The sequence below is a fragment of the Faecalibacterium sp. i21-0019-B1 genome, assembly GCF_042852915.1.
Taxonomy (GTDB): domain Bacteria; phylum Bacillota; class Clostridia; order Oscillospirales; family Ruminococcaceae; genus Faecalibacterium; species Faecalibacterium taiwanense.
This window is the reverse complement of the sequence record NZ_AP031425.1, coordinates 1,144,496-1,166,756: the sequence shown is the minus strand read 5'-3', so window position 1 is coordinate 1,166,756 and position 22,261 is coordinate 1,144,496. Positions and strand designations below refer to the sequence as shown.

Genomic DNA, 22,261 nt, shown 5'->3' with positions numbered 1-22,261 from the left:
ACACGTTTGCAACTCTTCCGTTTCAATTGTGTTGCTTTTGTGCAACAAGAGTATTACAATAGTATCTCATCGTCAAGGGGTTTCTGTCGATTTTTTGAGAGGAAATGCAAAAGAAATCAAAATTTCCCGTTCCGAAAACGTTTCACAAGCGCAACAAGTTCATCCAAGATACCGTGAATTTGTTACGTACGTGTTGCACTTCACCGTTTTCAGGATTGTTTCGTCACACTTAACGTGTTGCATTTTGTTTTTCTACACCTTTTCTGCAGCGCTTTTCATGCATTTTTCTGTATGTTTATTCTCTTATATGCATATTTCAAAGTGTAACAGACTTTTGTGTGCGCTTTTCCGTTCCACTTCCCTCCCATCCCGCAGCCCTTTTCTGGGCTGCAGCCGGCCTTTGGCTGTACTTTCTGCAACAAAAAACAGCACAGGCAGCCTTTTCAGGGCCATCTGTGCTGTGCCGTATTCCTTACATAAAAAGAAGAGCGGCTCCGAAGAGCCGCCCTCCCACAATTCAGGCTATGCTATAAAAAGATCTCGCGTCAGTCGATCACTGAGCAGCCTTTGCTGCCTCGATCTGCTTGATCAGTTCGGGAACTACCTTGAACAGGTCGCCCACGATGCCGTAGTCGGCAACACCGAAGATGGGTGCGCCCTCATTCTTGTTGACAGCGATGATGCACTCGGAGTCCTGCATACCAGCGGTGTGCTGGATAGCGCCGGAGATGCCCAGAGCAACATAGATCTTGGGATGCACGGTCTTGCCGGTCTGGCCAACCTGATGGTCAGCAGTCATCCAGCCTGCATCGGTGACGGCACGGGAAGCGCCCACAACGCCGCCGCCCAAAGCGGCAGCCAGCTGCTCAGCCAGCTCAATGCCCTTCTGGACATCCTTGCTGATGCCGCGGCCGACAGAGACGATCACGTCTGCGCCGATCAGATCGACCAGCTTCTCAGCGGCCTTCTCAACGCTCAGGACCTCGGTCTTGATGTCCTCAGCAGCCAGAGCGAATGCGGGCTTCACGATCTGGCAGGCATCAGCCTTGGCCTGATCGAAGGGAGCCTTCTTCATAACGCCGGGACGCACGGTGGACATCTGCGGACGGAAGCGGGGGCAGATGATGGTAGCCATCAGATGGCCGCCGAATGCGGGACGGGTCATCTTCAGGTTGCGGTCTTCCATATCGAACTTCTGCTTGGACAGGTCGATGGTGGAGCTCTCCTTCAGGAAATCGATGTACTTTGCAGTGTCGATGTCCAGATGGGTAGCATCAGCGGTCAGGCCGGTGTGCAGACGAGCTGCGCAGCGGGGGCCCAGATCGCGGCCGATGTTGGTTGCACCGATCAGCAGGACTTCGGGCTTGTACTCGTTGACCATGTCGCACACGACCTTAGCGTATGCATCGGTGGTGTAATCCTTCAGCAGGGGGCTGTCGCAGACCATGACCTTATCGGCACCATAGCCGCCCAGCTCCTTGGCAATGCCTTCCACGTTGTCGCCCAGCAGCAGACCGGTGACCTCGCAGCCCAGCTCATCAGCCAGCTTGCGGGCCTCGCTCACCAGCTCGAAATCAGTGGGCATCAATGCGCCCTGGCGCTGCTCGCAGAAGACCCATACGCCCTTGTATTCGTTAAAATCAGCCATTGTAATCCTATGCTCCTTTCATCAGATCAGGTGCTTCTTGGCCAGGATACCAGCCAGCTGTGCGGCAGTATCGTCGCCCTTGAGCATGGTGCCTGCGCCCTTCTGCGGAGGAGTGAAGGACTTAAAGACGTTCGTCGGAGAACCCTTCAGACCGATGGTATCAACCTCGATCAGCGGATCGTCCTTCAGTGCGTTGTAATCAAACACTTCCATCGGCTTGTCGTAGCAGGTGAAGATGCCGTTCACGCTCATGTAACGGGGCTGGTTCAGCTCCTTGATGCAGGTCAGCAGGCAGGGAGTCTGCACCTTGACCATCATGTAGCCGTCTTCCAGCATACGCTTCACGGTCAGGGTGTTGCCATCCTTCTGGATGTCTGCCACGTAGGTGACCTGAGGCAGATGCAGCTTTTCAGCGATCTGCGGGCCGACCTGTGCGGTATCGCCATCGATTGCCTGACGGCCGCAGAACACAACGTCCTCGGGGCCAACGCCGATCTTGTTGACAGCAGCAGCCAGGATCTGGCTGGTTGCAAAGGTATCGGAGCCGCCGAACTCACGGCCGGAGACCAGAACAGCCTTATCAGCGCCGCGGGCCAGCAGCTCACGCAGCATGCCTTCTGCCGGCGGGGGACCCATGGTAACAACAACGACTTCGCAGCCGGTAGCGTCCTTGAGCTTCAGAGCAGCCTCCAGAGCGTTCAGGTCATCAGGGTTGGTGATGGTAGCCATCGAAGCACGGTCCAGAGTGCCATCGGGCTTGACGGACACCTTGCCGGAGGTATCAGGAACCTGCTTTACACAAACAATTGCTTTCATTGTAACTCTTGCCTCCCTTACTTCAGCAGCGCGCCGGAAATGACCATCATCTGCACTTCGCTGGTGCCCTCGTAGATCTCGGTGATCTTGGCATCACGCATCATGCGCTCGATGGGATAGTCACGGGTGTAGCCGTAACCGCCGAACAGCTGCAGGCAGCGGCGGGTCACATCGCTTGCGGTGCGGGCTGCGATCAGCTTTGCCTGAGCAGCCTCAACGCTGTAACGGACCTTCTTGCCATCCATAGCCTCCTGCTTCTTCAGAGCAGCAGCGTAGACCAGATACTTTGCAGCCTCAACGCGTGCCTTCATCTCAGCCAGCTCGAACTGGGTGTTCTGGAATGCGGAAATGCTGCGGCCGAACTGCTTGCGCTCCTTGACGTAAGCAACGGTCTCTTCCAGAGCGCCCTCGGCAATGCCCAGAGCCTGAGATGCGATACCGATACGGCCACCGTCCAGAGTAGCCATAGCCAGCTGGAAGCCGCGGCCACGCACACCCAGCATACGGTCAGCAGGGATGCGGCAGTCCTCAAAGATCAGCTCGCAGGTGGAAGAACCGCGGATGCCCATCTTGTCCTCAGCCTTACCGACGGAGAAGCCCGGGTCGGTGCGCTCCACGATAAAGGCGGAGCACTGCTTGGTGGGACGGCCCTTCTTGTCGGGCACGATATCGGTGACAGCAATAACGATAAAGACGTTTGCGTAGCCGGCGTTGGTGATGAAGATCTTGGAACCGTTCAGGATCCAATCACCGGTCTCGGGGTCCTGCTTTGCAAAGGTCTGCTGACCCTGTGCATCGGTGCCGGCACCCGGCTCAGTCAGGCCGAAAGCACCCAGCCACTCACCGCTGCACAGCTTGGGCAGATACTTTGCCTTCTGCTCGGGAGTACCATTTTCATAAATAGGAGCAGCACACAGGCTGGTGTGAGCAGAGACGATGACACCGGTGGTGCCGCAGACCTTGCTCAGCTCTTCCACTGCCATGACGTAGGACAGCACATCGCCGCCTGCACCGCCGACCTCAGTCGGGAAATAAATGCCCATCATGCCGAGCTTGCCCATCTTTTCGACGGTCTCTTTGGGGAAGTACTCTTCCGCATCAACCTTCTTTGCCAGGGGCTTGACTTCGTTCTCAGCAAACTCGCGGTACATTTTCTGTACCATCTGCTGCTGCTTGGACAGAGTAAAATCCATCGCTATATCCTCCTAACGGGTCTTTTTCATTTACCGGAATTGCCCGGTGCAAACAAATTCCTCCCGGCCGCGTTTCCACGGTCGGGAGAAACGTTTATCAGAATTTACAGCTGGTCAACAGGGGTCTTGGTGCGGTCTGCGTTGTAAACGTAGAAGCCCTTGCCGCTCTTGCAGCCCAGGTTGCCGCCACGGACCATCTTACGGATCAGCGGGCAGGCACGATACTTGCTGTCGCCGGTCTCCTTGTACAGCACATCCATGATGGCCAGGCAGATATCCAGGCCGATGAAGTCGCCCAGCTCCAGGGGACCCATGGGGTGGTTGGCACCCAGCTTCATAGCGGTGTCGATGCCGGCGATATCGGAAACGCCTTCCATCTTGATGAAAGCAGCTTCGTTGATCATGGGGATCAGGATGCGGTTGACGACGAAGCCTGCAGCCTCATTGACCTGAACCGGCTGCTTGCCGATGGCAACAGAGATCTCCTTGATCTTCTCAACGGTCTCAGCGGGAGTGTTGCAGCCTGCGATGACCTCGATCAGCTTCATGCGGTCTGCGGGGTTAAAGAAGTGCATGCCGACCAGCGGACGGCTAACGCCCTTGCCGATCTCGGTGATGGACAGAGAAGAAGTGTTGGAAGCGAAGATGCACTCGGGCTTGCAGATCTTATCCAGCTCGCCGAAGGTGGTCTGCTTGACCTTCATATCCTCAAAAGCAGCCTCAACGACCAGATCGCAGTCAGCGCACAGGTCTTCCTTCAGGCCCGGGGTGATGGCAGCAACGATAGCGTCTGCCTTTTCCTGCGTCATCTTTCCCTTGGCAACCAGCTTCTCGTAGCCCTTCTTGATCTTTGCCAGACCATTCTCGGCCCACTCCTGCTTGATGTCGCACAGAGCAACGGTGTTGCCCTCAACCTGTGCAAATGCCTTTGCGATGCCCTGGCCCATGGTGCCAGCGCCGATAACACCGATCTTCATAGGAAACCTCTCCTTTAATATCAAAAATTATGTAGTAATGGATTAGTTGTTGGTGAACACTGCCTTGGGCTTCGGCTTCTCACGACTCAGGAAGCAGGCCATGCCTTCCTTCTGGTCGTGGGTCTCGAAGCAGCTGCCGAACAGCTTTTCCTCGACCTCAACAGCCTTCTCGATGGGCAGGCTGATGCCGCCGTTGATTGCCTTCTTGCAGTTGCGTACAGCGATGGGTGCATTCTTTGCGATCTTGCCGGCCAGCTTCAGCACGTTCTCCATCAGTTCAGCCTGAGGATACACAGCGTTCACCAGACCAATGCGCAGAGCCTCGTCCGCCTTGATGTTCAGTGCAGAGTAGACCAGCTGCTTTGCCATACCCATGCCGACCAGACGTGCCAGACGCTGGGTGCCGCCGAAGCCCGGGGTGATGCCCAGACCCACTTCCGGCTGGCCGAACACAGCGTTGTCAGAGCAGATGCGGATGTCGCAGCTCATAGCCAGCTCGTTGCCGCCGCCCAGTGCAAAGCCGTTCACGGCTGCAATAACGGGGATGGGGAAGCTCTCAATCATCAGGAACACATCATTGCCCAGCTTGCCGAAGGCCTCGCCCTCTGCCTTGGTCATGGTGCTCATGGAACCGATATCTGCACCTGCCACGAAGCTCTTGTCGCCTTCGCCGGTCAGAACGATGCAGCGGACAGTCTCCTGATCCACAGCCTCAAAAGCTGCCTTCAGGTCTGCCAGAACTTCGGGATTCAGGGCATTCAGTGCCTTGGGGCGGTCGATGGTAATGATCTCAACTGCACCCTGCACCTCGGTTTTTACAAATGCCATTGTGAAAACCTCCTATTCAAATCTTATCAATTATCACAAACAGCCCCCGGACGGAGGAAAGGCTCTCCGGTTCCCTTCCCCGTCCGGGTCTGTCATTCAGTCAGGATTCCAAGAGGTGGAACTTAGTCCATCTCAACGATGGTAGCGCAGCCCATGCCGCCGCCGATGCACAGGGTAGCCAGACCCTTGTGAGCACCGCGATGCTTCATAGCATACAGCAGGGTGACCAGGATACGAGCGCCGGAAGCGCCGACCGGGTGGCCCAGAGCAATTGCGCCGCCGTTGACGTTCACCTTGCTCATATCAAAGTTCAGAGCCTGGCTGACAGCCACAGACTGAGCAGCAAATGCCTCGTTGGCCTCGATCAGATCCATGTCAGCAACGCTCATGCCGGTCTTAGCCATGACCTTCTTGGTAGCAGCGATGGGGCCCAGACCCATGACTTCCGGCTCAACGCCAGCCAAAGCACCTGCGACCCAGGTAGCCAGAGGCTTCACGCCCAGCTCCTTAGCCTTCTCCTCGCTCATGATGACCAGAGCAGCAGCGCCGTCATTGATGGCGGAAGAGTTGCCGGCGGTCACGATGCCGTCCTTGGTGAAAGCGGGCTTCAGCTTTGCCAGCACTTCAGGAGCGCTCAGACGGGGGCCTTCATCAGTATCGAACACGGTGTCGCCCTTCTTGCCCTTGATCACAACGGGAACGATCTCGTCCTTGAAAGCGCCGTCCTTGATGGCCTTGTCAGCCTTCAGCTGGCTGTTGTATGAGAACTCGTCCAGCATCTCACGGGTGATGGGGCTGTAGCCGTACTTCTTCTGATAGGTCTCGTTGGTGCAGACGTTCTCAGCGGTCATGCCCATGTGCTTGTTGAAGCCGCAGGCATCCCACAGAGCATCGTTGACCATGGTATCCACGATCTCGCTCTTGCCCATAGGAGCGCCCATGCGGTAGCCGTAACGAGCCTTCTGCAGTGCGAAGGGAGCCATGTCCATGTTCTCCATGCCGCCTGCGACCACGATATCAGCATCGCCAGCCTCGATCATCTGAGCAGCCATATTGACGCAGTTCAGACCGGAGCCGCACACCACGTTGACAGTGACAGCCGGGGTCTCGATGGGCAGGCCAGCCTTCAGAGCAGCCTGACGTGCAACGTTCTGGCCCAGACCAGCCTGAATGACACAGCCCATGTAAACATGATCGACCTGCTCAGGTGCGACGTTTGCACGGTTCAGGGCTTCCTTGATGACAATGGAGCCCAGCTCAACTGCGGGAACGTTTGCCAGAGTGCCGCCGAATTTGCCAATAGCGGTACGGCATGCAGATGCGATAACGATCTTTTTCATGTGAATAGCTTCCTGAATTGTGTATGTGTTACTTTTCGTAAGCCATTTTTATCAAAAACGCCCGTAAGCGCTTTTACAAATTAGGTCTCGGGGTCTTTTTTCTGCCGGATCAGCGCATACTTTTCGTTGACCGCCTTTTCCACATTGGGTGTGACGAACTTACCGATGTCGCTGCCGTAGTAAGCTGCCTCTTTTACAATGGTGGAAGAAAGGTAGCTCCACTTGATGCTCGTTGCCAGAAACATGGTCTCGATGCCGGGCATCAGTGCGTGATTGGTCTGCGCAAGCTGGATCTCGTTTTCAAAATCCGTCACCGCCCGCAGGCCCCGCACCATCACCGAAGCGTGCCGTTTCTTGGCGAACTCCACGGTCAGGCCGTCGAAGCTCTCCACCGAAACATTCTGGATGCCCTTGCAGCATTCCTTTAGAAGCTCCACGCGTTCCTCCACGGTGAACAGCGGATTCTTTGCGCTGTTGTTGAGCACCGCCACGATCAGATGATCGTTGATCTTTGCTGCGCGCTTGATGATATCGAGATGCCCTTTTGTGACCGGATCGAACGAACCGGGATAAACTGCTGTTGCCATCGTCTGGTGTCCTCCTTGAGCGCTGTGAAAAGCGCGTTTTGGTTCTGCCATGATAGCACTTTCCAGTCTTGGGTGCAAGATTTTTGTGCAAGCTGTACGTTTTATCGTTAAAATTTAAACAATCAATGTCATGCTGCATCGCAGCTGCTTGCTACGCTATAAGTAAACCATATCGTCAAAATTTTATCAAGTCCTTTTGCAAAGATTTTGGTTTTTCAGCACCAAACAATCGTCCAGAAACTCCGCGAATTTTGTCCATATTGCCAGTCGGTCAAAATTTTCTCGATAAACTATTGATTCTACACATTGTTAATGTTATAACTAAGTTGTGCAGATCTGCTGCCCTGTCCGACAGCTGCCTTCTGCTGGTTATCAGGATATCATCCGCCTGTGTCAGAGCTGTGTTCAAATTGCCAACAGGTGGTAAACATCCTGCAAAGATTTGTCCGTGCAGGAAGAGTAAATGATAAATTTACAATTCCTTTATGTTATTATAGGAGAGGATGGTTTATAATGGATTTTACGGAACTGTATGCTCAGAAGAAAATGACCGCCGCTCAGGCTGCCGCACTGGTCAAAAGCGGTGACTGGGTGGATTACGGCTGGGCTGTGAACACCCCTGTGGCGGTGGATGCCGAGATTGCAAAGCGTCTGCCTGAGCTGGAAGGTGTCAACTTCCGCGGCGGCATCCTGATGTGGGTGCCCGCGATCTTCCAGATCGACGATCCCGCTGCACACATGACATGGAACAGCTGGCATATGGGCGGCATTGAGCGCAAGGCCATTGCACAGGGCTTCTCCTTCTACTCCCCCATCCGTTATTCCGAGCTGCCCCGCTACTACCGCGAAAGCCCGGATCCGCTGGATGTGGCGGTGTTCCAGGTGACCCCCATGGACGAGCACGGCTACTTCAACTTCGGCCCCAGTGCATCTCATCTGGGTGCTGTGTGCGAAAAAGCCAAGAAGATCATCGTTGAGGTCAACAAGAACATGCCCCGCTGCCTTGGCGGCATGGAGAACTGCATCCACATTTCTCAGGTCACCGGCATCGTGGAAGGCGAGAACCCGCCCATCGGCCAGATGGCCGCTCCCGGTGCTGCTACCGAAGTGGATCTGAAGGTTGCCAACCTGATCGTTCCGCAGATCCCCAACGGTGCCTGCCTGCAGCTGGGCATCGGCGGTATGCCCAATGCCATCGGCAGCCTGATCGCACAGAGCGATTTGAAGGATCTGGGCGTGCACACCGAAATGTATGTGGATGCCTTTGTGGATATCGCCAAGGCCGGCAAGATCACCGGTGCATGCAAGCAGCTGGACAAGGGCCGTCAGGTCTACGCCTTCGGTGCCGGCACCCAGAAAATGTACGATTACCTGAACGATAATCCGGAGTGCATGTCTGCACCCGTGGACTACACCAACGATATCCGCAGCATCTCCGCACTGGATAACTTTATTTCCATCAACAACGCTGTGGACATCGACCTGTTCGGTCAGGTGAACGCCGAGACTGCAGGCCTCAAGCACATCTCCGGTGCCGGCGGTCAGCTGGACTTCGTTCTGGGCGCATACCTTTCCAAGGGCGGCAAGAGCTTTATCTGCCTGTCCTCTACCTTCTTTAATAAGAAGACCGGCCAGCTGGAGAGCCGCATCCGTCCCACTCTGGAAAACGGCAGCATCGTCACCGATACCCGTGCCAACATCCACTACCTGTGCACCGAGTACGGCTGCGTGAACCTGAAGGGCCTGACCACCTGGGAAAAGGCCGAAGCTCTGATCAGCGTAGCACATCCCGACTTCCGTGAAGACCTGATCAAGGAAGCCGAAAAAATGCACATCTGGCGCAGGAGCAACAAAATCTGATAAGTGCCGCGGGGATTCCTGCTGTCCGCGGCTGAAATGGAGTCTATCATGATGGACAAAAAGCCGCACATCAAGCCCTATCTCTACGGGATGTTGGCAGGATTTGGAGCGATCTCCCTGAGCATCATCTTCTTTTTCCTGATCTACCGCTTCGATGGTTTTGGTGATGCCATCTCCACGCTGACCGGCATTCTGATGCCATTCATCTACGGTGCCGTCATCGCCTACCTGCTCAAACCTGTATGCAACACCATCGAGAGCTTTCTGCGCCGGTTCATCCCGGAAAAGATGCATGGTCTGGTCAATGTGCTGTCCGTTACGCTGACCATCCTGTTCGGCCTGCTCCTCATCTACGCTTTGTGCATGATGATCATTCCGCAGCTCATTACCAGCGTGACCACCCTGTACTACACTGCGCAGCGCAACCTTGCAAAGTTCGTGCAGTGGGCGAATCATGTGGAGTTCATTGAGAACAACCAGCAGATCATGGACATGCTCAACTCTGCTTATGCTACCGTCAGCACCAATATCGACGATCTGATCAAGACCCGGCTCCTGCCCTCCATGCAGAACATCGTCAGCGGTGCCGCAGTGGGTGTGCTGAACGTAGTGACCATGGCCAAGAACCTGATCATCGGCATCATCGTGGCCGTGTATATGCTGGCCAGCCGCAAGCGCTTTGTGCAGCAGGCCAAGCTGGTGCTCTACAGCATCTTCAAGCCCCGCTGGGCAGAGCTGATCAAGGAAGAAGTGAAGTACGCCGATAAGATGTTCGGCGGCTTCATCAACGGCAAGATCATGGATTCCGCCATCATCGGCGTGCTGTGCTATATCGGCTGCCTGATCTTTAAGTTCCCCAGTGCCCTTCTGGTTTCCGTGATCATCGGCGTGACCAATGTGATCCCCTTCTTCGGCCCGTTCATCGGTGCCGTGCCCGCCACCCTGCTGATCCTCATTCAGAGCCCCATCAAGGCGCTGTGGTTCGTCCTGTTCGTTCTGGTGCTGCAGCAGCTGGACGGAAATGTGATCGGCCCCAAGATCCTGGGCAACACCACCGGTCTTTCCAGTTTCTGGGTACTGTTCGCCATCCTGCTGTTCGGCGGTCTGTGGGGCTTTGTGGGCATGATCGTAGGTGTGCCGCTGTTTGCAGTCATCTATGATGTGATCAAAAAGCTGGTCATCCACGGCCTGAAGCGCAACAAGGAGATCGACCTGCTGCAGACTTACCACGACAACTTCGGTGACCCGGAGGACGATGTTCCGGTAGAAACGTCTGCATCGGAAGCACCTCCTGCCGAAACAAATAATCTATAAATCACAATGCCCCGGCATTCCATGTGATACGCTACCCCTAGAGTAGACAGAGACAAAAACTCTGAGTACTCTGGGGGTATTTTCATGTCAAGAAAGAACAATCACTCTTCACGATTGACTGCTGCAACAGCCGCCGTTGCCAGCACCGTCTGTTCATCCAGATGCCGATGCAGGCTCATGTCGGTGCCATGAACCGAGCTGCACAAAAAATTCGCCGTCTCCTTGTGGAAACGGCGAACAAAAACCTTATATTATTTTTTCGTCTACTTGACAGAATGCACTTCAGTGATTCAGCACGGGTCCTGTTTTGTTATTTCTGTTTCGTGCAGGGCTTTCTGGCTGCGTTTTGTGCCGTCACTCCACGGTCACGCTCTTGGCCAGATTACGCGGCTTATCCACGTCACAGCCGCGCAGAACAGCCATATAATAGGCGAACAGCTGTAACGGCACAATGAGCTGCAGCGGCATCAGAATGTCCTCATACTCATCCAGCCGGATCACGGCATCTGCCACGCCTTCCGGCACCACAGCATCCTTTGTGGTAAACAGCAGCACCCTTGCGCCGCGGCTGCGGGTCTCCTTGGCATTGGAAATGGTCTTTTCGTACACCTGTTTCTGGGTGGCCAGTGCGATCACCGGCACACCATCGGTGATCAGGCTGATGGTACCATGTTTCAGTTCACCGGCTGCATAGGCATCCGAGTGCACATAGCTGATCTCCTTGAGTTTCAGGCTGCCCTCCAGCGAGAGCGCATAGTCGAACCCGCGCCCAATGAAGAAGCAGCTCTGGGTGTTCACATAGCGGCTGGCAAGGTACTTGATCTGCTCACAATCTGCAAGGCGCGGCTTGATGACCTCCGGTGCGCGCAGCAGCTGGGCCGTAAAGCGGCGGGTTTCTGCCTCGCTCAGCCGTCCGCGCGCGTAGGCCAGCCGCAGTGCAAACAGATACAACACGCACATCTGCACCATATACGCCTTGGTGGATGCTACCGCGATCTCCGGCCCGGCGTAGGTGTACATTACATAATCTGCGGCACGTGCAATGGAGCTGCCAACCACATTCACGATGGCCAGCACCGGCACGCCGCGGCTCTTGGCCAGCTTGAGCGCTGCCAACGTGTCGCTGGTCTCGCCGGACTGGCTGATGATGATGACCAGATCGTTCTTTTCCAGAATGGGGTCCCGGTAACGGAACTCGCTGGCAATGTCCACCTCGGCGGGCACACGGGCCAACGTTTCGATGGCAGATTTGCCCACCATACCGGCATGCATAGCCGTACCGCAGCCCACCAGATGCACCCGGCCAATACCGCGCAGCACTTCATCGGTCAGCTCCGGGATGCGCAGCACCGGCAGTCCGTCCTCTACACGGGGGCTGACCGTGGCCATAATGGCCGCAGGCTGCTCGTTGATCTCCTTGAGCATAAAGTGGGGATAGCCGCCCTTTTCGGCAGCTTCCATATCCCAGTCCACCGTCAGCTGCTGGCGCTCCACCGGCTCACCAAATTCGTTGTAGAAGCGGATGCCCTCTGTGGTGCAGACGGCCATATCCCCTTCTTCCAGCACGCTGTATTTCCGGGTATACTTGAGCAGTGCCGGAATATCCGAAGCCACAAAGTTTTCGCCCTCGCCCCAGCCGACGATCAGCGGGCTTTCCCGCTTGACTGCAAAAATGGTGTCCGGGTAATCCCGGAACAGCACGGCCAGCGCATAGCTGCCGCGCACCTTGGCAAGCGCCTGCTGCAATGCACGCAGCGGGTCACCGGTATAGCAGCTGTCGATCAACTTTACCAGCACTTCGGTGTCCGTCTCACTCTGGAAGGTATAGCCTTTTGCGGCCAAGCGCTCCTTGAGCAGGCCGTAATTTTCAATGATGCCATTGTGCACAATGCTCACACGCGGGGTCGAATGCGGGTGGCTGTTCACATCGCTGGGCTCGCCATGGGTAGCCCAGCGGGTGTGGCCGATGCCGCAGAAGCTTTGTGCCAGCTGCTGCGCCGCCAGCTTTTCCCGCAGGGCGGTGAGCCGTCCTTTGCTTTTTACCACGCGGATGCCGCCGTCCAGCGCAAGCGCCACACCGGCGGAGTCGTACCCGCGATACTCCAGCTTTTCCAGACCATCCAGCAGCACGTCCTGCGCACTGCGCTTACCGACATAACCAACAATGCCACACATACAAAATACCTCCATACCGACCGTTCCCGCGCAAAAAGGCGCAGTGATATCCAGTCAGCTTCCTAGTACAGTTTATGTTCTTGTATGGCTTTCTTTGAAGGGATCTGTTGCGGTATTGCTGCCGTTTTTTGCCCTTCTCTGCGGCTGGTCTAGCCCTCAGCCGGAGAAACATCCGCCGAATCTTTCGATGATTCCTCTCCTCGTCACCCTCGCGGCTGTCACCCGCGTGGCCCGGCGCTTTGCGTTACCTGTGTGCTGCGCTCTCCCCTTTCTGATGCCCCATTATAGCACAAAGGCTGGCTCAGCGCCAGCCCAAAGTTTTATGAAGTTTCGGCCGCCAGACCAGCCGGTACATCATGAGCATGTTATGCAATGCCCGGTCGTACAGCACAAAGGCAACATTGCCCATGACCAGCGTTGCCAGCGAGACAGCCAGCGCGGTGGTGCGCAGCTCCTGCGAAATGCTGCCTGCCGGCACCAGCAGAAATACCAGCCCGTACATGGCCAGCACTGTGCCGTTGCACAGCAGCAGCTTGCAGACAATGCGCAGAACCGCAGGGCGGATGCGCTCAAACTTCGGCTTTGCCAGCGGGTAATACCCCAGCAGGAACACAAAGATCAGCGCTACTTCCTTATCCGGCACGAACAGCAGTGCCAGCAGGCTGACTGCCGCATAGGCCGTCAAAGCCAGCTGCATCCCGCACTCCACGCACACCGTGGCAACAAGGAAGCCCGCCACTGCAGGCGCAATGAACATGGCAATGGGGATCACAGCTCCCAGCAGCATCAGTGCGACGCACAGCGCCGCCACAATGCCACAGTAAGCCATGGCCCAGCTTTTTTGATGGTTTTGCTTCATGGGATCTCCCAGTTTTCGCGCTCAGCACCGGCTTCCAGCGGTTCCACCGCATGGTGCAGGCCAAGCAGCATGATGTTATCCAGCAGGCCGCGGTTCAATTTGATGTCCAGCATACTGTACACGCGGATCAGATCGTTGGCGGCAGCCAGTGCCTGACGGCGGGCATTCTCCACCGCCGCAGCCTGTCCCCGCAGGTCGTTGACTACGAACACGTTGTAGCGGCCGCTGCTCTTGTCCATCTCAAAGCGCTCAGCCTTATCCAGCAGGTAAAAAATGCGGCCGATGCTGCTGCCGATGTAGCGCATGCTCTTGCGCTGGCTGGGGTCGTCGGTGGCAAGGGTGGAATACAGTGCACCGTAAATGTTGCTCATGGGTTCAGCGGCAAGAGAGTAGTTCTTGGCGCTCAGATTCATCTGCACCACGGCCTGATCCCGCTCCTGCACGAACAGCCGTTCCAGCGCCGGGTTCTCCTGCACGGCACGCTCATAGGCGCGGCGCAGCAGCAGACGGTCCACCGCACGGCGCAGGCGCTTGAGCGGCCGCAGCTCGCTGTATTTGCGGTCCTGCAGGTTGTGCCAGCCCAGCAGCACCTCCACCTGTGCGGCCAGCCGGATGCCCTGGGTCTGGCACATGAGCCTGCGCCAGGCCAGTGTGCCCGGGACCCGCTTGCGCTGGCAAGTGGCCTGCCGCCCGGCCAGACTGTCCGAAAGGATGGCAAACAGCACGCCGTTGCTCCGCAGCAGATGGCAGGAATATAATCCGTACGCCTCGTACAGCTGACGTCGCACCCCGCGCAGATAGCGCAGGTAGATATTGTAATCCCGGATGGTGAGCTCCGGCAGATATGGCCGCATCCTACCCTTCATACGCACCTTTTCCTCCTCGGAAGAACCGCAGAATAATAAGGTAAGTATAATCCATTTTCAGCCCGGGTTCAACCATCCTTTGTAAAAAGAGCATGAATTTGTCTCATCTTTGCCGCACATGGCACGGAACACAGCGTAAAACTTCCTGTATTTGCGTCCATTTCCATCTCCTGCCAATTCAGACCCCGCTTTGTTTTTTTCCGGTAATTACCGGCTGCAATGTAAAAAGCCGCACTGGACAGCTCCGGTGCGGCAGGTAACATTTTTCAATTACTTCTTGTTAAAGCGGTTCGGTGCAGTGCGCTTGCCATCAAAGCCGGACTTCGGCATCGGCTTTGCAGTGTGCTCAAGCTTGGGCGCGCTGTAGTACATATACAGCTGGCAGGGGATCATGCCGTTGTACATCTTGCGGCGCTTGTTGGCACGCTTGCCGTAGTGGGTCTCAAAATCCATATCGGCAGTGATCGCATACACGCCTGCACAGGGGTGTGCTTCCATCTGCCGGCCCAGCGTGCGGGCCAGCTTTGCAGCACCTTCAATGGTGCTCATGCGCTCGCCATACGGGGGATTCGTCAGCACGATGGCCTCCTGCTTCGCGGCAAAGTCGGCCACATCAGCCACTTCAAAGTGGCAGCGCTTTTCCACACCGGCCAGCTTTGCGTTGGCGTTGGCCAGAGCCACAGCGGCAGGGTCGATATCATAGCCAAAGGCTTCAAAGCCCACATCCAGCTTGGCCTCGGCCAGTGCCTTCTGACGCTGCTCGGCCCAGATGGCTGCCGGCACAAAGCCATAGCGCTCGGCGGCAAAGCGGCGCTTCAGGCCGGGGGCAATGTTCATGGCTTTCTGAGCAGCTTCGATCAGCAGCGTGCCGCTGCCGCAGAAGGGGTCCTCCACCAGACTGTCGCGGCGCACACGGCCAAGGTCTGCAATGGTAGCCGCCAAAGTCTCGCGGATGGGTGCCTCCATGGCGTTGCGGCGGTAGCCGCGCTTGTGCAGGCCGTCGCCGGTGGTGTCCAGCATGATCTCACACTGATCCTTGCGCAGCATGAAGCGGATCTTGTACTCCGCGCCGGTCTCCGGCAGCACAGAGGTGTGGTGCTTTGCCATCAGGCGCTTGACCACAGCTTTTTTGATGATGCTCTGGCAGGCAGGCACACTGGACAGCTGGCTGTTCAGCGAAGAGCCGGTGACCGGAAAGGCTGCGTCTGCGGGCAGCAGCTCCTCCCACGGGATATCGTACACGCCGTCGAACAGGTCATCAAAGGTGGCGGCCCTGTAGCGGGCCAGCAGCAGCATCACGCGCTCCACCGTGCGCAGATTGAGGTTTGCAGCAGCGATCATCTCTGCGCCGCCGGCAAAGCTCAGACGGCCATCGTCCACGCGGATATTCTCTGCGCCGATGCGGGTCAGCTCAAATTTTGCAGTGGATTCACACCCAAAAAAGCAGGGCGCGATCAGTTCAAATTTTGCAGGCATTGTGGTTCCTTTCTTTTATTACGGAAAAAACAGACCTGCCCGATCAAATGAGACAGGTCTGTTTCCGTTATTTTGATCAGGCTTGAAAAGCGCAGACCTTTCCGCTCAGCGGCGGCCACCGCGGCCGCGAGGCGCATAACCACCGCCGCGGCGGTTATTGGTCTCGTGATCAAGATCGGCCATCTTCTCTTCGCTCTGGCTCTTGAAGCGGCTCATCATGTCCTCAAAGCTCATGTTATCGGAACGGACGGGAGCCTTGGGCTGCCATACACGGGGTGCGCTGTCGCGGGCAGGGCCTCTGCCGCCCTCACGCGGGGGGCGGCCAGCGCCGCCGCGGCCTGCACCAAAATGACCACCCTCGCGGGGGCCGCCCGGACGGGGACCACCAGAGCGCGGACCGCCTGCAGGGCCTCTGCCCTCACGCGCCGGGCGCGGAGGCGGCGGCAGCAGGCGCTTGATGGACAGCGCGATCTTGCCATCCGGTGCAATGTTGATCACCTGCACCTTGACGATATCACCATCGTGCAGAACAGCTGCAATGTCCTGCACGAACTCGTTGGACACCTCGGAAATATGGACCATGCCTACACGGCCCTCCGGCAGTGCGACAAAAGCGCCAAACGGCTTTACACCGGTGACGCGGCCCTCGAATACGTTCCCTACCTCAATTGCCAAAACTCAATACTCCTTGTTTTCCATAGAATGGGCAGCAATTCAGCTGCCGGTCACATCCACAAAGATGCGCTCGTTGGGTGCAGCGTAATTGTAAGAATCCCGCGCGACCCACTCGGTGATCTGGTCTGCATCGCCGCTGAGAATGCGCTGCATCTCCTCGTTTTCAGTCTTTTGCTGGGCGATCTGCTCGTTCAGCGTGTCCAGCTCCGCACGTTTGGAGCTGATGGTGACCTGATTGGAAATGTATGCTGCCAGCATACTCAGCAGCAGCAGGACAAAAAACACCCGTACAAGCGTTTTAACGACCACTTTCTTCTTGCGTTTTCTGCGGTCCGGTGCTGCCATGATCTCTTCTGCCCCCGTTGCATTTGACTCTTACTTTAACACATATGAATTATACATCATGCGGCGCTGGTTTGGCAAGTTCTTTTTGCGCTTTTTTGCAGTTCTTTTTGCGCTGCGGCGTAGTTTGCGCGCCTTTCTCCGCCGGGCGCGCCGCCGCTCTGCCGGCCGGAGCACCCGGCGCTGTAAAACGCCTCCCGCTGCACGCAGCGGTGCACCCAGCACAAAGGCTGCTGCACCGGCACCGGCAAAGGCTGCCGCAGCCATGTACCAGCGCAGAACACCGGCACTGCTCTGCCCTGCTGCGTAGCTCTGCACAGCGGCCAGCACAGCACCCATCCACACCAGATCCGGCACAAAAGCTGCACGCCCTCTGGCCGGGAATACAGCCCGCAGTGCGCCGATACTGGCTCCCAGCACCGTGCAGGCAGCGATCTCCTGCCCAAGGGCTGCAGGCGGCAGTACCGGGATCATCGCAGCAGGCGGCGCAGAAAACCGCCCGCCGGTGCGCTGGCCGTATATTCCAGCGTGTCGATGCGGCCGGTGAACTTCGCCTCCCCGGTCTCCAGATCCAGCGCCGCCATGTTCAGCTGCGCCCCGGTCAGATGCAGCGTGCCCTTGCCCGTTTCCATGGCAGCGCTGTCGGCATTGCAGTGCAGTACCTTCTGCACACCGGTCACCGTCAGGCGGGCGCGGCTTTCCAAGATCAGATCGTGCGGCGCGGGCTGCGGGTCTCTGGGTGTTTTTTCCGGCATGGTTCGTCTCCCCTTTTCTGGTGCATCCTATGCACCGGACCGGGGCTTTTATGCCTGCTCGCCCTCTGCAATGATCTCGTACATCTCGCGGGCCACATCCTTGGTGCGCGGCTCCACATCCGAGAGCACCTTTACCTTGATGGGCCGGTTGCCGAAGGTCACCTCGATGATATCGCCCGCCTTGACGGCCTGACTGGCCTTGGCGATCTTGCCGTTGATGAGGATGCGGCCTGCATCGGCCACCTCGTTTGCCACGGTGCGGCGCTTGATCAGACGCGAAACTTTCAAATATTTATCCAGACGCATGGGTCTTCCTCCTGTCACAAAAAAAGCCGCCGCACCCTCTTGCAGGCAGCGGCGGCAAAGCAGATACAGCTTACAGGGTGTCCTTCAGGGACTTGCCGGGCTTGAACACGATGCTGCGGGAAGCGGCAATGGTGATCGGCTCACGGGTGCGGGGGTTGATGCCCTGACGCTCGGCGCGCTCACGCATCTCAAAGGTGCCAAAGCCGGAAATGGTGATCTTTTCGCCCTCAGACATGGCCTTGCTCAGTGCTTCAAACACAGCATTGACAGCCTGCTCAGCGCTCTTCTTGCTCATCTCAGTGTTCGCAGCAACCTGTGCGATCAGATCGGTCTTCGTCATAAAAATACCCTCCAGATTTGTTACTTGGTGTTCTTTTTTCTCTATCGGAGCAGGTCACTCGACCTGAGTACCGCTTTGTTCTTTCTGCGCCAGCAGTTCTGCACAATAGCGCTTGGATGCGAAGGTCAGCGCTTCCTCCGCGTCCACACCAGCCAGCCGCATGGCATTGGCCGCAGCAAACAGCAGTTCTCCCGCCGCCTGTGCGTCCTGTTCCCGGTTCCAGCCGTCCAGTGCTGCCTGCAAAGCCTGCCGTGCCGTTTCCGGCGCAGACTGCTCTGCCCCGCAGCGGTCGGCACGCTTCTGCAGCTTCTGGGCACGCATCAAAGCAGGCAGCGTAACCGGCACTGTGCCCAGCTCATCAGCCAGAGTGGTGCGGCCCTTTTCCTTATTTTTGAGCGCATCCCAGCCGTTTATACCCGCATTTTGTGCCGCCGAGGACGCAAAGATGTTCGGATGCCGGAACACCAGCTTCTCGCACACCTCACGGCAGACATCCTCAAAAGTAAAGCGCCCGCGCTCTTCTTCGATCACCGCGTGGAACGCCACCTGCATCAGCACATCGCCCAGCTCTTCCTGCATCAACTGCGGATCGTCAGCATCAATGGCCTCCAGCGCTTCGCAGGTCTCTTCCAGAAAGTTCTTCCGGATGGAAGCATGGGTCTGTACCTTATCCCACGGACAGCCGTTCTCCGGGTCCCGCAGGATACGCAGAATTTCCAGCAGCTGCTCTGCCGTATAGGGTGCCTTTGGCTGCCAGTCCAGCACAGCGCTCACCTGCCTTGTAAAAGATACTGTATATTGTATCGCATCTCATGCAGTTTTGCAAGACAAAGTGCGCAAATTTCCCGCATTTCGCCTGCATTTTCCGCTCGCAAAAACAGGACGGTGCCCTGTGGGGAGCGCCGCCCTGTTGCTGAACCGTTTTATTACAGCTGTGCACCGCACTTGTTGCAGAACAGTGCATCGTCCGAGACGGGAGCACCGCACTGCGGGCAGGCTTTGTGCTCTTCCGGCTGGTCAGCAGGAACTTCCTCGTGCACCACATATTCCGCCTCGGCAGCTTCCGCCGGGGTCAGGGATGCTTTCAGGCGGGCGATCTCCTGCTCGATGTTATCGATCATCTCGATATACTTATCCACCAGCGGCTGGTTTTCTTCCTTGCCCTTGGCCAGACTGTACACCAGTGCGCCCAACTGGCGCTGTGCCTTGAGCAGCTTGCCCTGCTCATTTACGATCAAAGCCTGAGTCTTGCCCTTTTCGGCCAGGTCCAGTGCAGCGTTCTTGCCTTTTTCGGCATATTCCAGACCCATTTCCTTGATCTTGTTGAAATCCATAAAAGACACCTCTCTTACTATCGGCCTGTTTATCGTGGACCATGTGCGGATGTTATCTCCATTATAGCGCACAGGCCGCTCGTTTGCAATGAACGGACCGCATTTTTTACAGTTTGGTGCCGGTTTGGAAACAATTTTTTCGCATTCGGCCTAAATTTACACGATAATTTCACACATCGGCATTCTGTGCCCTGCGGTCGGCTGCGCCGCCATAGAATTCCCGCAGCATGCTGTCCTCCGGCAGCAGCTCCAGCTCCAGCGGTGCCACATGCTCAAAGCGGCGGGCTGTCTCGTCCCACAGCTCCGCATTGTGGCCTTCCAGCGTGAACTGACGGCGCACCACGCCCAGCAGCTTGGAGATCAGGCCCAGCTCGTAGGTAAAGGAGGTATCCAGCAGAAAATCTGCCGTGGTCTTGAAGCCCTTGATATACCGCGTCTCACCGTCCAGCACGCGGTCCCACATGGCAAGGGTCTTTTCCGGGCTGCGGCCGCGCGCTGCAGCGTCCCGCAGGGTGCGGCGGCACAGGCGGATATCCTGCGTGTTGATGACGCGGCGGCCATCGATGCAGTATTCCTCCCGCAGGCCTGCATAGATGCGGTAGATGTCGTCGCCCTTTACAAGGCCGGTCAGCTCCGGGTTCAGCGCATGGATGCCCTCCACGATGCATACACCACCCTGTAGGTCGATGGGCTCCACCTCCGCCGAGCGCTTTTCGGCAGAGAAATCGTAGATGGGCAGCACGGTCTTGCCCATCTCGCTCAGCTCCCGCAGGCACTGCTTGATGAGAGGCAGATCCAGCGTATCGGGGTTCTCGTAGTCCAGCGTGCCGTCCGGCAGGCGCGGATAGAACTCTGCGCCTTTGAAGAAATTATCCAGACTGACCACCTGCGCCGGGGTCCCGCGCTTTTGCAGAGCCTTTGCAATACAGTGGGCGCTGGTGGTCTTGCCGCTGGCCGACGGGCCGGTGAGCATGACGATCTTTGCGCCGGAAAGCTGCACTTTCTGGGCGGCGTAATCTACCCTTTGGGCATAGCTCTGCTCACTCAGATCGGCAAGTGCCTGCGGGCTGCGGGCTGCCACATTGTACAGATCGATCTCAACCAGACGTTTGGGTACCCAAATCGTGATCATAAAAATCAGCCACTCCTTTTTTGCGTTCCAGCACCTCCGCAAAACGCTGGATATATTCGTTCGGATACTTAAAATTGAAAATGCGCTGCATCCGTTTTCCGCCGTCGGTCACCAGCTTGGTGCTGCCGCCTGCACCGGCGGAGAGGATGGTCTGGACTTCCTCCATGATATAGATGTTGTAATATCCCTCGTGGCCCGGCTTGCACCAGCCCACGTTCTCAAGGTTCTGCAGGGTGTTTTTCTGGCGGTAGAGGTAGTAGGGCCGGTAACCCGCCTCGGCCAGCAGGTTGCACTTTTCCAGCATGGCGGCGACGTCGGCGTAGTCGTTCTCCTTCTGGTCCTCAATGACGATGCGGGAAGCGCGCTTGAGGGTGAGGGTGTGCACGGTAATGTTCTCCGGGTCCAGCGCGATGGCCTGCCGCAGGCTGCGCTCAAAACTTTCCACCGTGTCGCCGGGCAGACCGGCGATCAGGTCCATGTTGATATCATCATGACCGGCCTTGCGCGCTTCGGCATAGCAGTCCAGAATGTCCTGCGCCGAGTGCTTGCGCCCAATGCCCGCCAGCACCTCGTCCGAGAAGGTCTGCGGGTTGATGGAGATGCGGGTAGCGCCGTATTCCTTGATGACCGCCAGCTTTTCGGCATCCGTGCAGTCCGGACGGCCTGCCTCCACCGTATATTCCACGACCTTCGAGAGGTCAAAATTCGCCCGGACCGTGCCCATCAGCTGCCGCAGCTGGTCGGCCGACAGGCTGGTGGGCGTGCCGCCGCCGATGTAGATGCTGCAAAGGGTAAGCCCCGCCTTGTCAGCCTGAATGCGGATCTCTTCCACCTCTTTGCACAGACAGTCCACATAAGGCTGCACCATCTTGCGGTCGCGGTCCAGATTGCAGCTGACAAAGCTGCAGTAGCTGCACCGGGACGGGCAGAACGGGATGCCGATGTACAGGCTGTAGGTCCCGGGTTCATTGCCCACTTTCAAAATCGGCTCCTGCAGGTCGGCAATGGCCTTGGCCATCTGGTATTTCTGCTGGGAGCAGTCGAACCGGTCAAGGAAAAAGTGGTCGATCTCCGCTTCCGTCCAGCCTGCGGCGCGCTTGTCGTGGATGAGCCGCACCGGGCGCACACCGGTCATTTTGCCCCATGGCGGGCGGATGCCGGTCCAATCCCGCAGCAGATCATAGGTCAGGCTGGCAAGGCTGAACTCCGGCGTTTCGCCGCCCTGTTCCACAGGCGCGGGCAGCGGTGCGTGTCGTTCAGCACTTCTGCCGTCCTGACGCACCAGTGTATGCAGGCCGTCCGGCGTTTTTTCTGCCCAGACGCAGTCCTCGGCGTTCTCCGGCGGGGTGAGGGTGAGCGGTGCCATGGGGTAAAACAAACGCACCAGATGCTCCACTTCGTAGCCGGAAGGCAGGCCGGTAATATAAATCTTCATGTT

The 22,261-nt window shown here is 57.2% G+C and carries 23 protein-coding genes; 2 read left to right on the top strand and 21 right to left on the bottom strand.

Annotated elements, in window-relative coordinates:
• Positions 1 to 553: 553 nt before the first annotated feature.
• The 7 genes from acrA to coaD all read right to left on the bottom strand — a co-directional run bounded on the left by acrA (position 554) and on the right by coaD (position 7,389).
• The gene (acrA, locus tag ACGHP1_RS05700) at positions 554 to 1,648 is read right to left on the bottom strand and encodes an acryloyl-CoA reductase electron transfer subunit beta (RefSeq protein ID WP_097774831.1); all 1,095 of its coding nucleotides are present in this window, start codon (positions 1,646 to 1,648) and stop codon (positions 554 to 556) included.
• 21 nt (positions 1,649 to 1,669) lie between these two features.
• The gene (acrB, locus tag ACGHP1_RS05695; protein WP_005940175.1) at positions 1,670 to 2,464 is read right to left on the bottom strand and encodes an acryloyl-CoA reductase electron transfer subunit gamma; all 795 of its coding nucleotides are present in this window, start codon (positions 2,462 to 2,464) and stop codon (positions 1,670 to 1,672) included.
• Positions 2,465 to 2,481: 17 nt separating this feature from the next.
• Positions 2,482 to 3,657: an acyl-CoA dehydrogenase family protein gene (locus ACGHP1_RS05690; RefSeq protein WP_005940174.1), complete on the bottom strand. Its 1,176-nt coding sequence runs from the start codon at positions 3,655 to 3,657 to the stop codon at positions 2,482 to 2,484.
• Between the two features lie 104 nt (positions 3,658 to 3,761).
• Positions 3,762 to 4,634: a 3-hydroxyacyl-CoA dehydrogenase family protein gene (locus ACGHP1_RS05685; RefSeq protein WP_005940172.1), complete on the bottom strand. Its 873-nt coding sequence runs from the start codon at positions 4,632 to 4,634 to the stop codon at positions 3,762 to 3,764.
• Positions 4,635 to 4,676: 42 nt separating this feature from the next.
• Positions 4,677 to 5,462: an enoyl-CoA hydratase-related protein gene (locus tag ACGHP1_RS05680; protein ID WP_097774828.1), complete on the bottom strand. Its 786-nt coding sequence runs from the start codon at positions 5,460 to 5,462 to the stop codon at positions 4,677 to 4,679.
• Between the two features lie 122 nt (positions 5,463 to 5,584).
• Complete coding sequence (locus ACGHP1_RS05675; RefSeq protein ID WP_097774827.1) at positions 5,585 to 6,802, bottom strand: acetyl-CoA C-acetyltransferase; 1,218 nt, start codon at positions 6,800 to 6,802, stop codon at positions 5,585 to 5,587.
• Between the two features lie 80 nt (positions 6,803 to 6,882).
• Complete coding sequence (gene coaD, locus ACGHP1_RS05670) at positions 6,883 to 7,389, bottom strand: pantetheine-phosphate adenylyltransferase (RefSeq protein ID WP_044953444.1); 507 nt, start codon at positions 7,387 to 7,389, stop codon at positions 6,883 to 6,885.
• A 513-nt stretch (positions 7,390 to 7,902) separates the two neighbouring features.
• On the opposite strand from coaD, the gene ACGHP1_RS05665 reads away from it, so the two are divergent.
• Both ACGHP1_RS05665 and ACGHP1_RS05660 read left to right on the top strand, forming a co-directional pair.
• Positions 7,903 to 9,249 carry a butyryl-CoA:acetate CoA-transferase gene (locus tag ACGHP1_RS05665; protein ID WP_097774826.1) on the top strand — a complete coding sequence of 449 codons (1,347 nt, stop codon included), beginning with the start codon at positions 7,903 to 7,905 and terminating at the stop codon, positions 9,247 to 9,249.
• 48 nt (positions 9,250 to 9,297) lie between these two features.
• A complete protein-coding gene (locus tag ACGHP1_RS05660; protein WP_179860459.1) occupies positions 9,298 to 10,563 on the top strand; it encodes an AI-2E family transporter in 1,266 nt (421 codons plus the stop codon).
• Positions 10,564 to 10,917: 354 nt separating this feature from the next.
• On the opposite strand, the gene glmS is transcribed toward ACGHP1_RS05660, so the two are convergent.
• The 14 genes from glmS to hemZ form a co-directional block, all read right to left on the bottom strand.
• On the bottom strand, positions 10,918 to 12,738 hold the full coding sequence (gene glmS, locus ACGHP1_RS05655) for a glutamine--fructose-6-phosphate transaminase (isomerizing) (RefSeq protein WP_044953441.1): 1,821 nt from the start codon (positions 12,736 to 12,738) through the stop codon (positions 10,918 to 10,920).
• Between the two features lie 301 nt (positions 12,739 to 13,039).
• Positions 13,040 to 13,597: a hypothetical protein gene (locus ACGHP1_RS05650; protein WP_005940152.1), complete on the bottom strand. Its 558-nt coding sequence runs from the start codon at positions 13,595 to 13,597 to the stop codon at positions 13,040 to 13,042.
• Positions 13,594 to 14,463 (bottom strand): DUF5685 family protein, encoded by an 870-nt coding sequence (locus tag ACGHP1_RS05645; protein ID WP_044953440.1) that lies wholly within the window; start codon positions 14,461 to 14,463, stop codon positions 13,594 to 13,596. The genes ACGHP1_RS05650 and ACGHP1_RS05645 overlap by 4 nt, the downstream gene beginning before the upstream one ends.
• Positions 14,464 to 14,733: 270 nt before the next feature.
• Positions 14,734 to 15,939, bottom strand: coding sequence for a class I SAM-dependent RNA methyltransferase (locus ACGHP1_RS05640; protein ID WP_097774822.1), 1,206 nt, complete (start codon positions 15,937 to 15,939; stop codon positions 14,734 to 14,736).
• Positions 15,940 to 16,044: 105 nt separating this feature from the next.
• Positions 16,045 to 16,614 (bottom strand): S1 RNA-binding domain-containing protein, encoded by a 570-nt coding sequence (locus ACGHP1_RS05635; protein ID WP_005940140.1) that lies wholly within the window; start codon positions 16,612 to 16,614, stop codon positions 16,045 to 16,047.
• A gap of 39 nt (positions 16,615 to 16,653) precedes the next feature.
• Positions 16,654 to 16,959 (bottom strand): septum formation initiator family protein, encoded by a 306-nt coding sequence (locus tag ACGHP1_RS05630; RefSeq protein ID WP_005940137.1) that lies wholly within the window; start codon positions 16,957 to 16,959, stop codon positions 16,654 to 16,656.
• 30 nt (positions 16,960 to 16,989) lie between these two features.
• Complete coding sequence (locus ACGHP1_RS05625) at positions 16,990 to 17,430, bottom strand: hypothetical protein (RefSeq protein WP_097774821.1); 441 nt, start codon at positions 17,428 to 17,430, stop codon at positions 16,990 to 16,992.
• Positions 17,427 to 17,711: a YabP/YqfC family sporulation protein gene (locus ACGHP1_RS05620; protein ID WP_005940132.1), complete on the bottom strand. Its 285-nt coding sequence runs from the start codon at positions 17,709 to 17,711 to the stop codon at positions 17,427 to 17,429. Before ACGHP1_RS05620 ends, ACGHP1_RS05625 begins: the two co-directional genes overlap by 4 nt.
• Positions 17,712 to 17,759: 48 nt before the next feature.
• Positions 17,760 to 18,017, bottom strand: a complete 258-nt coding sequence (locus ACGHP1_RS05615; protein ID WP_005940129.1) for an RNA-binding S4 domain-containing protein — start codon at positions 18,015 to 18,017, stop codon at positions 17,760 to 17,762.
• 70 nt (positions 18,018 to 18,087) lie between these two features.
• On the bottom strand, positions 18,088 to 18,357 hold the full coding sequence (locus tag ACGHP1_RS05610; RefSeq protein ID WP_005940126.1) for an HU family DNA-binding protein: 270 nt from the start codon (positions 18,355 to 18,357) through the stop codon (positions 18,088 to 18,090).
• A gap of 54 nt (positions 18,358 to 18,411) precedes the next feature.
• Complete coding sequence (locus tag ACGHP1_RS05605) at positions 18,412 to 19,122, bottom strand: MazG family protein (RefSeq protein WP_044953479.1); 711 nt, start codon at positions 19,120 to 19,122, stop codon at positions 18,412 to 18,414.
• Between the two features lie 161 nt (positions 19,123 to 19,283).
• A complete protein-coding gene (locus ACGHP1_RS05600) occupies positions 19,284 to 19,691 on the bottom strand; it encodes a zinc ribbon domain-containing protein (RefSeq protein WP_097774820.1) in 408 nt (135 codons plus the stop codon).
• 169 nt (positions 19,692 to 19,860) lie between these two features.
• Positions 19,861 to 20,823 (bottom strand): nucleoside kinase, encoded by a 963-nt coding sequence (locus ACGHP1_RS05595; RefSeq protein WP_338428588.1) that lies wholly within the window; start codon positions 20,821 to 20,823, stop codon positions 19,861 to 19,863.
• Positions 20,789 to 22,258, bottom strand: coding sequence for a coproporphyrinogen dehydrogenase HemZ (gene hemZ, locus ACGHP1_RS05590; RefSeq protein WP_390508265.1), 1,470 nt, complete (start codon positions 22,256 to 22,258; stop codon positions 20,789 to 20,791). The genes ACGHP1_RS05595 and hemZ overlap by 35 nt, the downstream gene beginning before the upstream one ends.
• Positions 22,259 to 22,261: the final 3 nt, after the last annotated feature.

Excerpts from the sequence above, each read along its gene's own strand:
- acrA (WP_097774831.1), bottom strand. The coding sequence starts at position 1,648 with ATGGCTGATTTTAACGAATACAAGGGCGTATGGGTCTTCTGCGAGCAG.
- acrB (WP_005940175.1), bottom strand. The coding sequence starts at position 2,464 with ATGAAAGCAATTGTTTGTGTAAAGCAGGTTCCTGATACCTCCGGCAAG.
- ACGHP1_RS05690 (WP_005940174.1), bottom strand. The coding sequence starts at position 3,657 with ATGGATTTTACTCTGTCCAAGCAGCAGCAGATGGTACAGAAAATGTAC.
- ACGHP1_RS05685 (WP_005940172.1), bottom strand. The coding sequence starts at position 4,634 with ATGAAGATCGGTGTTATCGGCGCTGGCACCATGGGCCAGGGCATCGCA.
- ACGHP1_RS05680 (WP_097774828.1), bottom strand. The coding sequence starts at position 5,462 with ATGGCATTTGTAAAAACCGAGGTGCAGGGTGCAGTTGAGATCATTACC.
- ACGHP1_RS05675 (WP_097774827.1), bottom strand. The coding sequence starts at position 6,802 with ATGAAAAAGATCGTTATCGCATCTGCATGCCGTACCGCTATTGGCAAA.
- coaD (WP_044953444.1), bottom strand. The coding sequence starts at position 7,389 with ATGGCAACAGCAGTTTATCCCGGTTCGTTCGATCCGGTCACAAAAGGG.
- ACGHP1_RS05665 (WP_097774826.1), top strand. The coding sequence starts at position 7,903 with ATGGATTTTACGGAACTGTATGCTCAGAAGAAAATGACCGCCGCTCAG.
- ACGHP1_RS05660 (WP_179860459.1), top strand. The coding sequence starts at position 9,298 with ATGATGGACAAAAAGCCGCACATCAAGCCCTATCTCTACGGGATGTTG.
- glmS (WP_044953441.1), bottom strand. The coding sequence starts at position 12,738 with ATGTGTGGCATTGTTGGTTATGTCGGTAAGCGCAGTGCGCAGGACGTG.
- ACGHP1_RS05650 (WP_005940152.1), bottom strand. The coding sequence starts at position 13,597 with ATGAAGCAAAACCATCAAAAAAGCTGGGCCATGGCTTACTGTGGCATT.
- ACGHP1_RS05645 (WP_044953440.1), bottom strand. The coding sequence starts at position 14,463 with ATGAAGGGTAGGATGCGGCCATATCTGCCGGAGCTCACCATCCGGGAT.
- ACGHP1_RS05640 (WP_097774822.1), bottom strand. The coding sequence starts at position 15,939 with ATGCCTGCAAAATTTGAACTGATCGCGCCCTGCTTTTTTGGGTGTGAA.
- ACGHP1_RS05630 (WP_005940137.1), bottom strand. The coding sequence starts at position 16,959 with ATGGCAGCACCGGACCGCAGAAAACGCAAGAAGAAAGTGGTCGTTAAA.
- ACGHP1_RS05625 (WP_097774821.1), bottom strand. The coding sequence starts at position 17,430 with ATGATCCCGGTACTGCCGCCTGCAGCCCTTGGGCAGGAGATCGCTGCC.
- ACGHP1_RS05620 (WP_005940132.1), bottom strand. The coding sequence starts at position 17,711 with ATGCCGGAAAAAACACCCAGAGACCCGCAGCCCGCGCCGCACGATCTG.
- ACGHP1_RS05615 (WP_005940129.1), bottom strand. The coding sequence starts at position 18,017 with ATGCGTCTGGATAAATATTTGAAAGTTTCGCGTCTGATCAAGCGCCGC.
- ACGHP1_RS05610 (WP_005940126.1), bottom strand. The coding sequence starts at position 18,357 with ATGACGAAGACCGATCTGATCGCACAGGTTGCTGCGAACACTGAGATG.
- ACGHP1_RS05600 (WP_097774820.1), bottom strand. The coding sequence starts at position 19,691 with ATGGATTTCAACAAGATCAAGGAAATGGGTCTGGAATATGCCGAAAAA.
- ACGHP1_RS05595 (WP_338428588.1), bottom strand. The coding sequence starts at position 20,823 with ATGATCACGATTTGGGTACCCAAACGTCTGGTTGAGATCGATCTGTAC.
- hemZ (WP_390508265.1), bottom strand. The coding sequence starts at position 22,258 with ATGAAGATTTATATTACCGGCCTGCCTTCCGGCTACGAAGTGGAGCAT.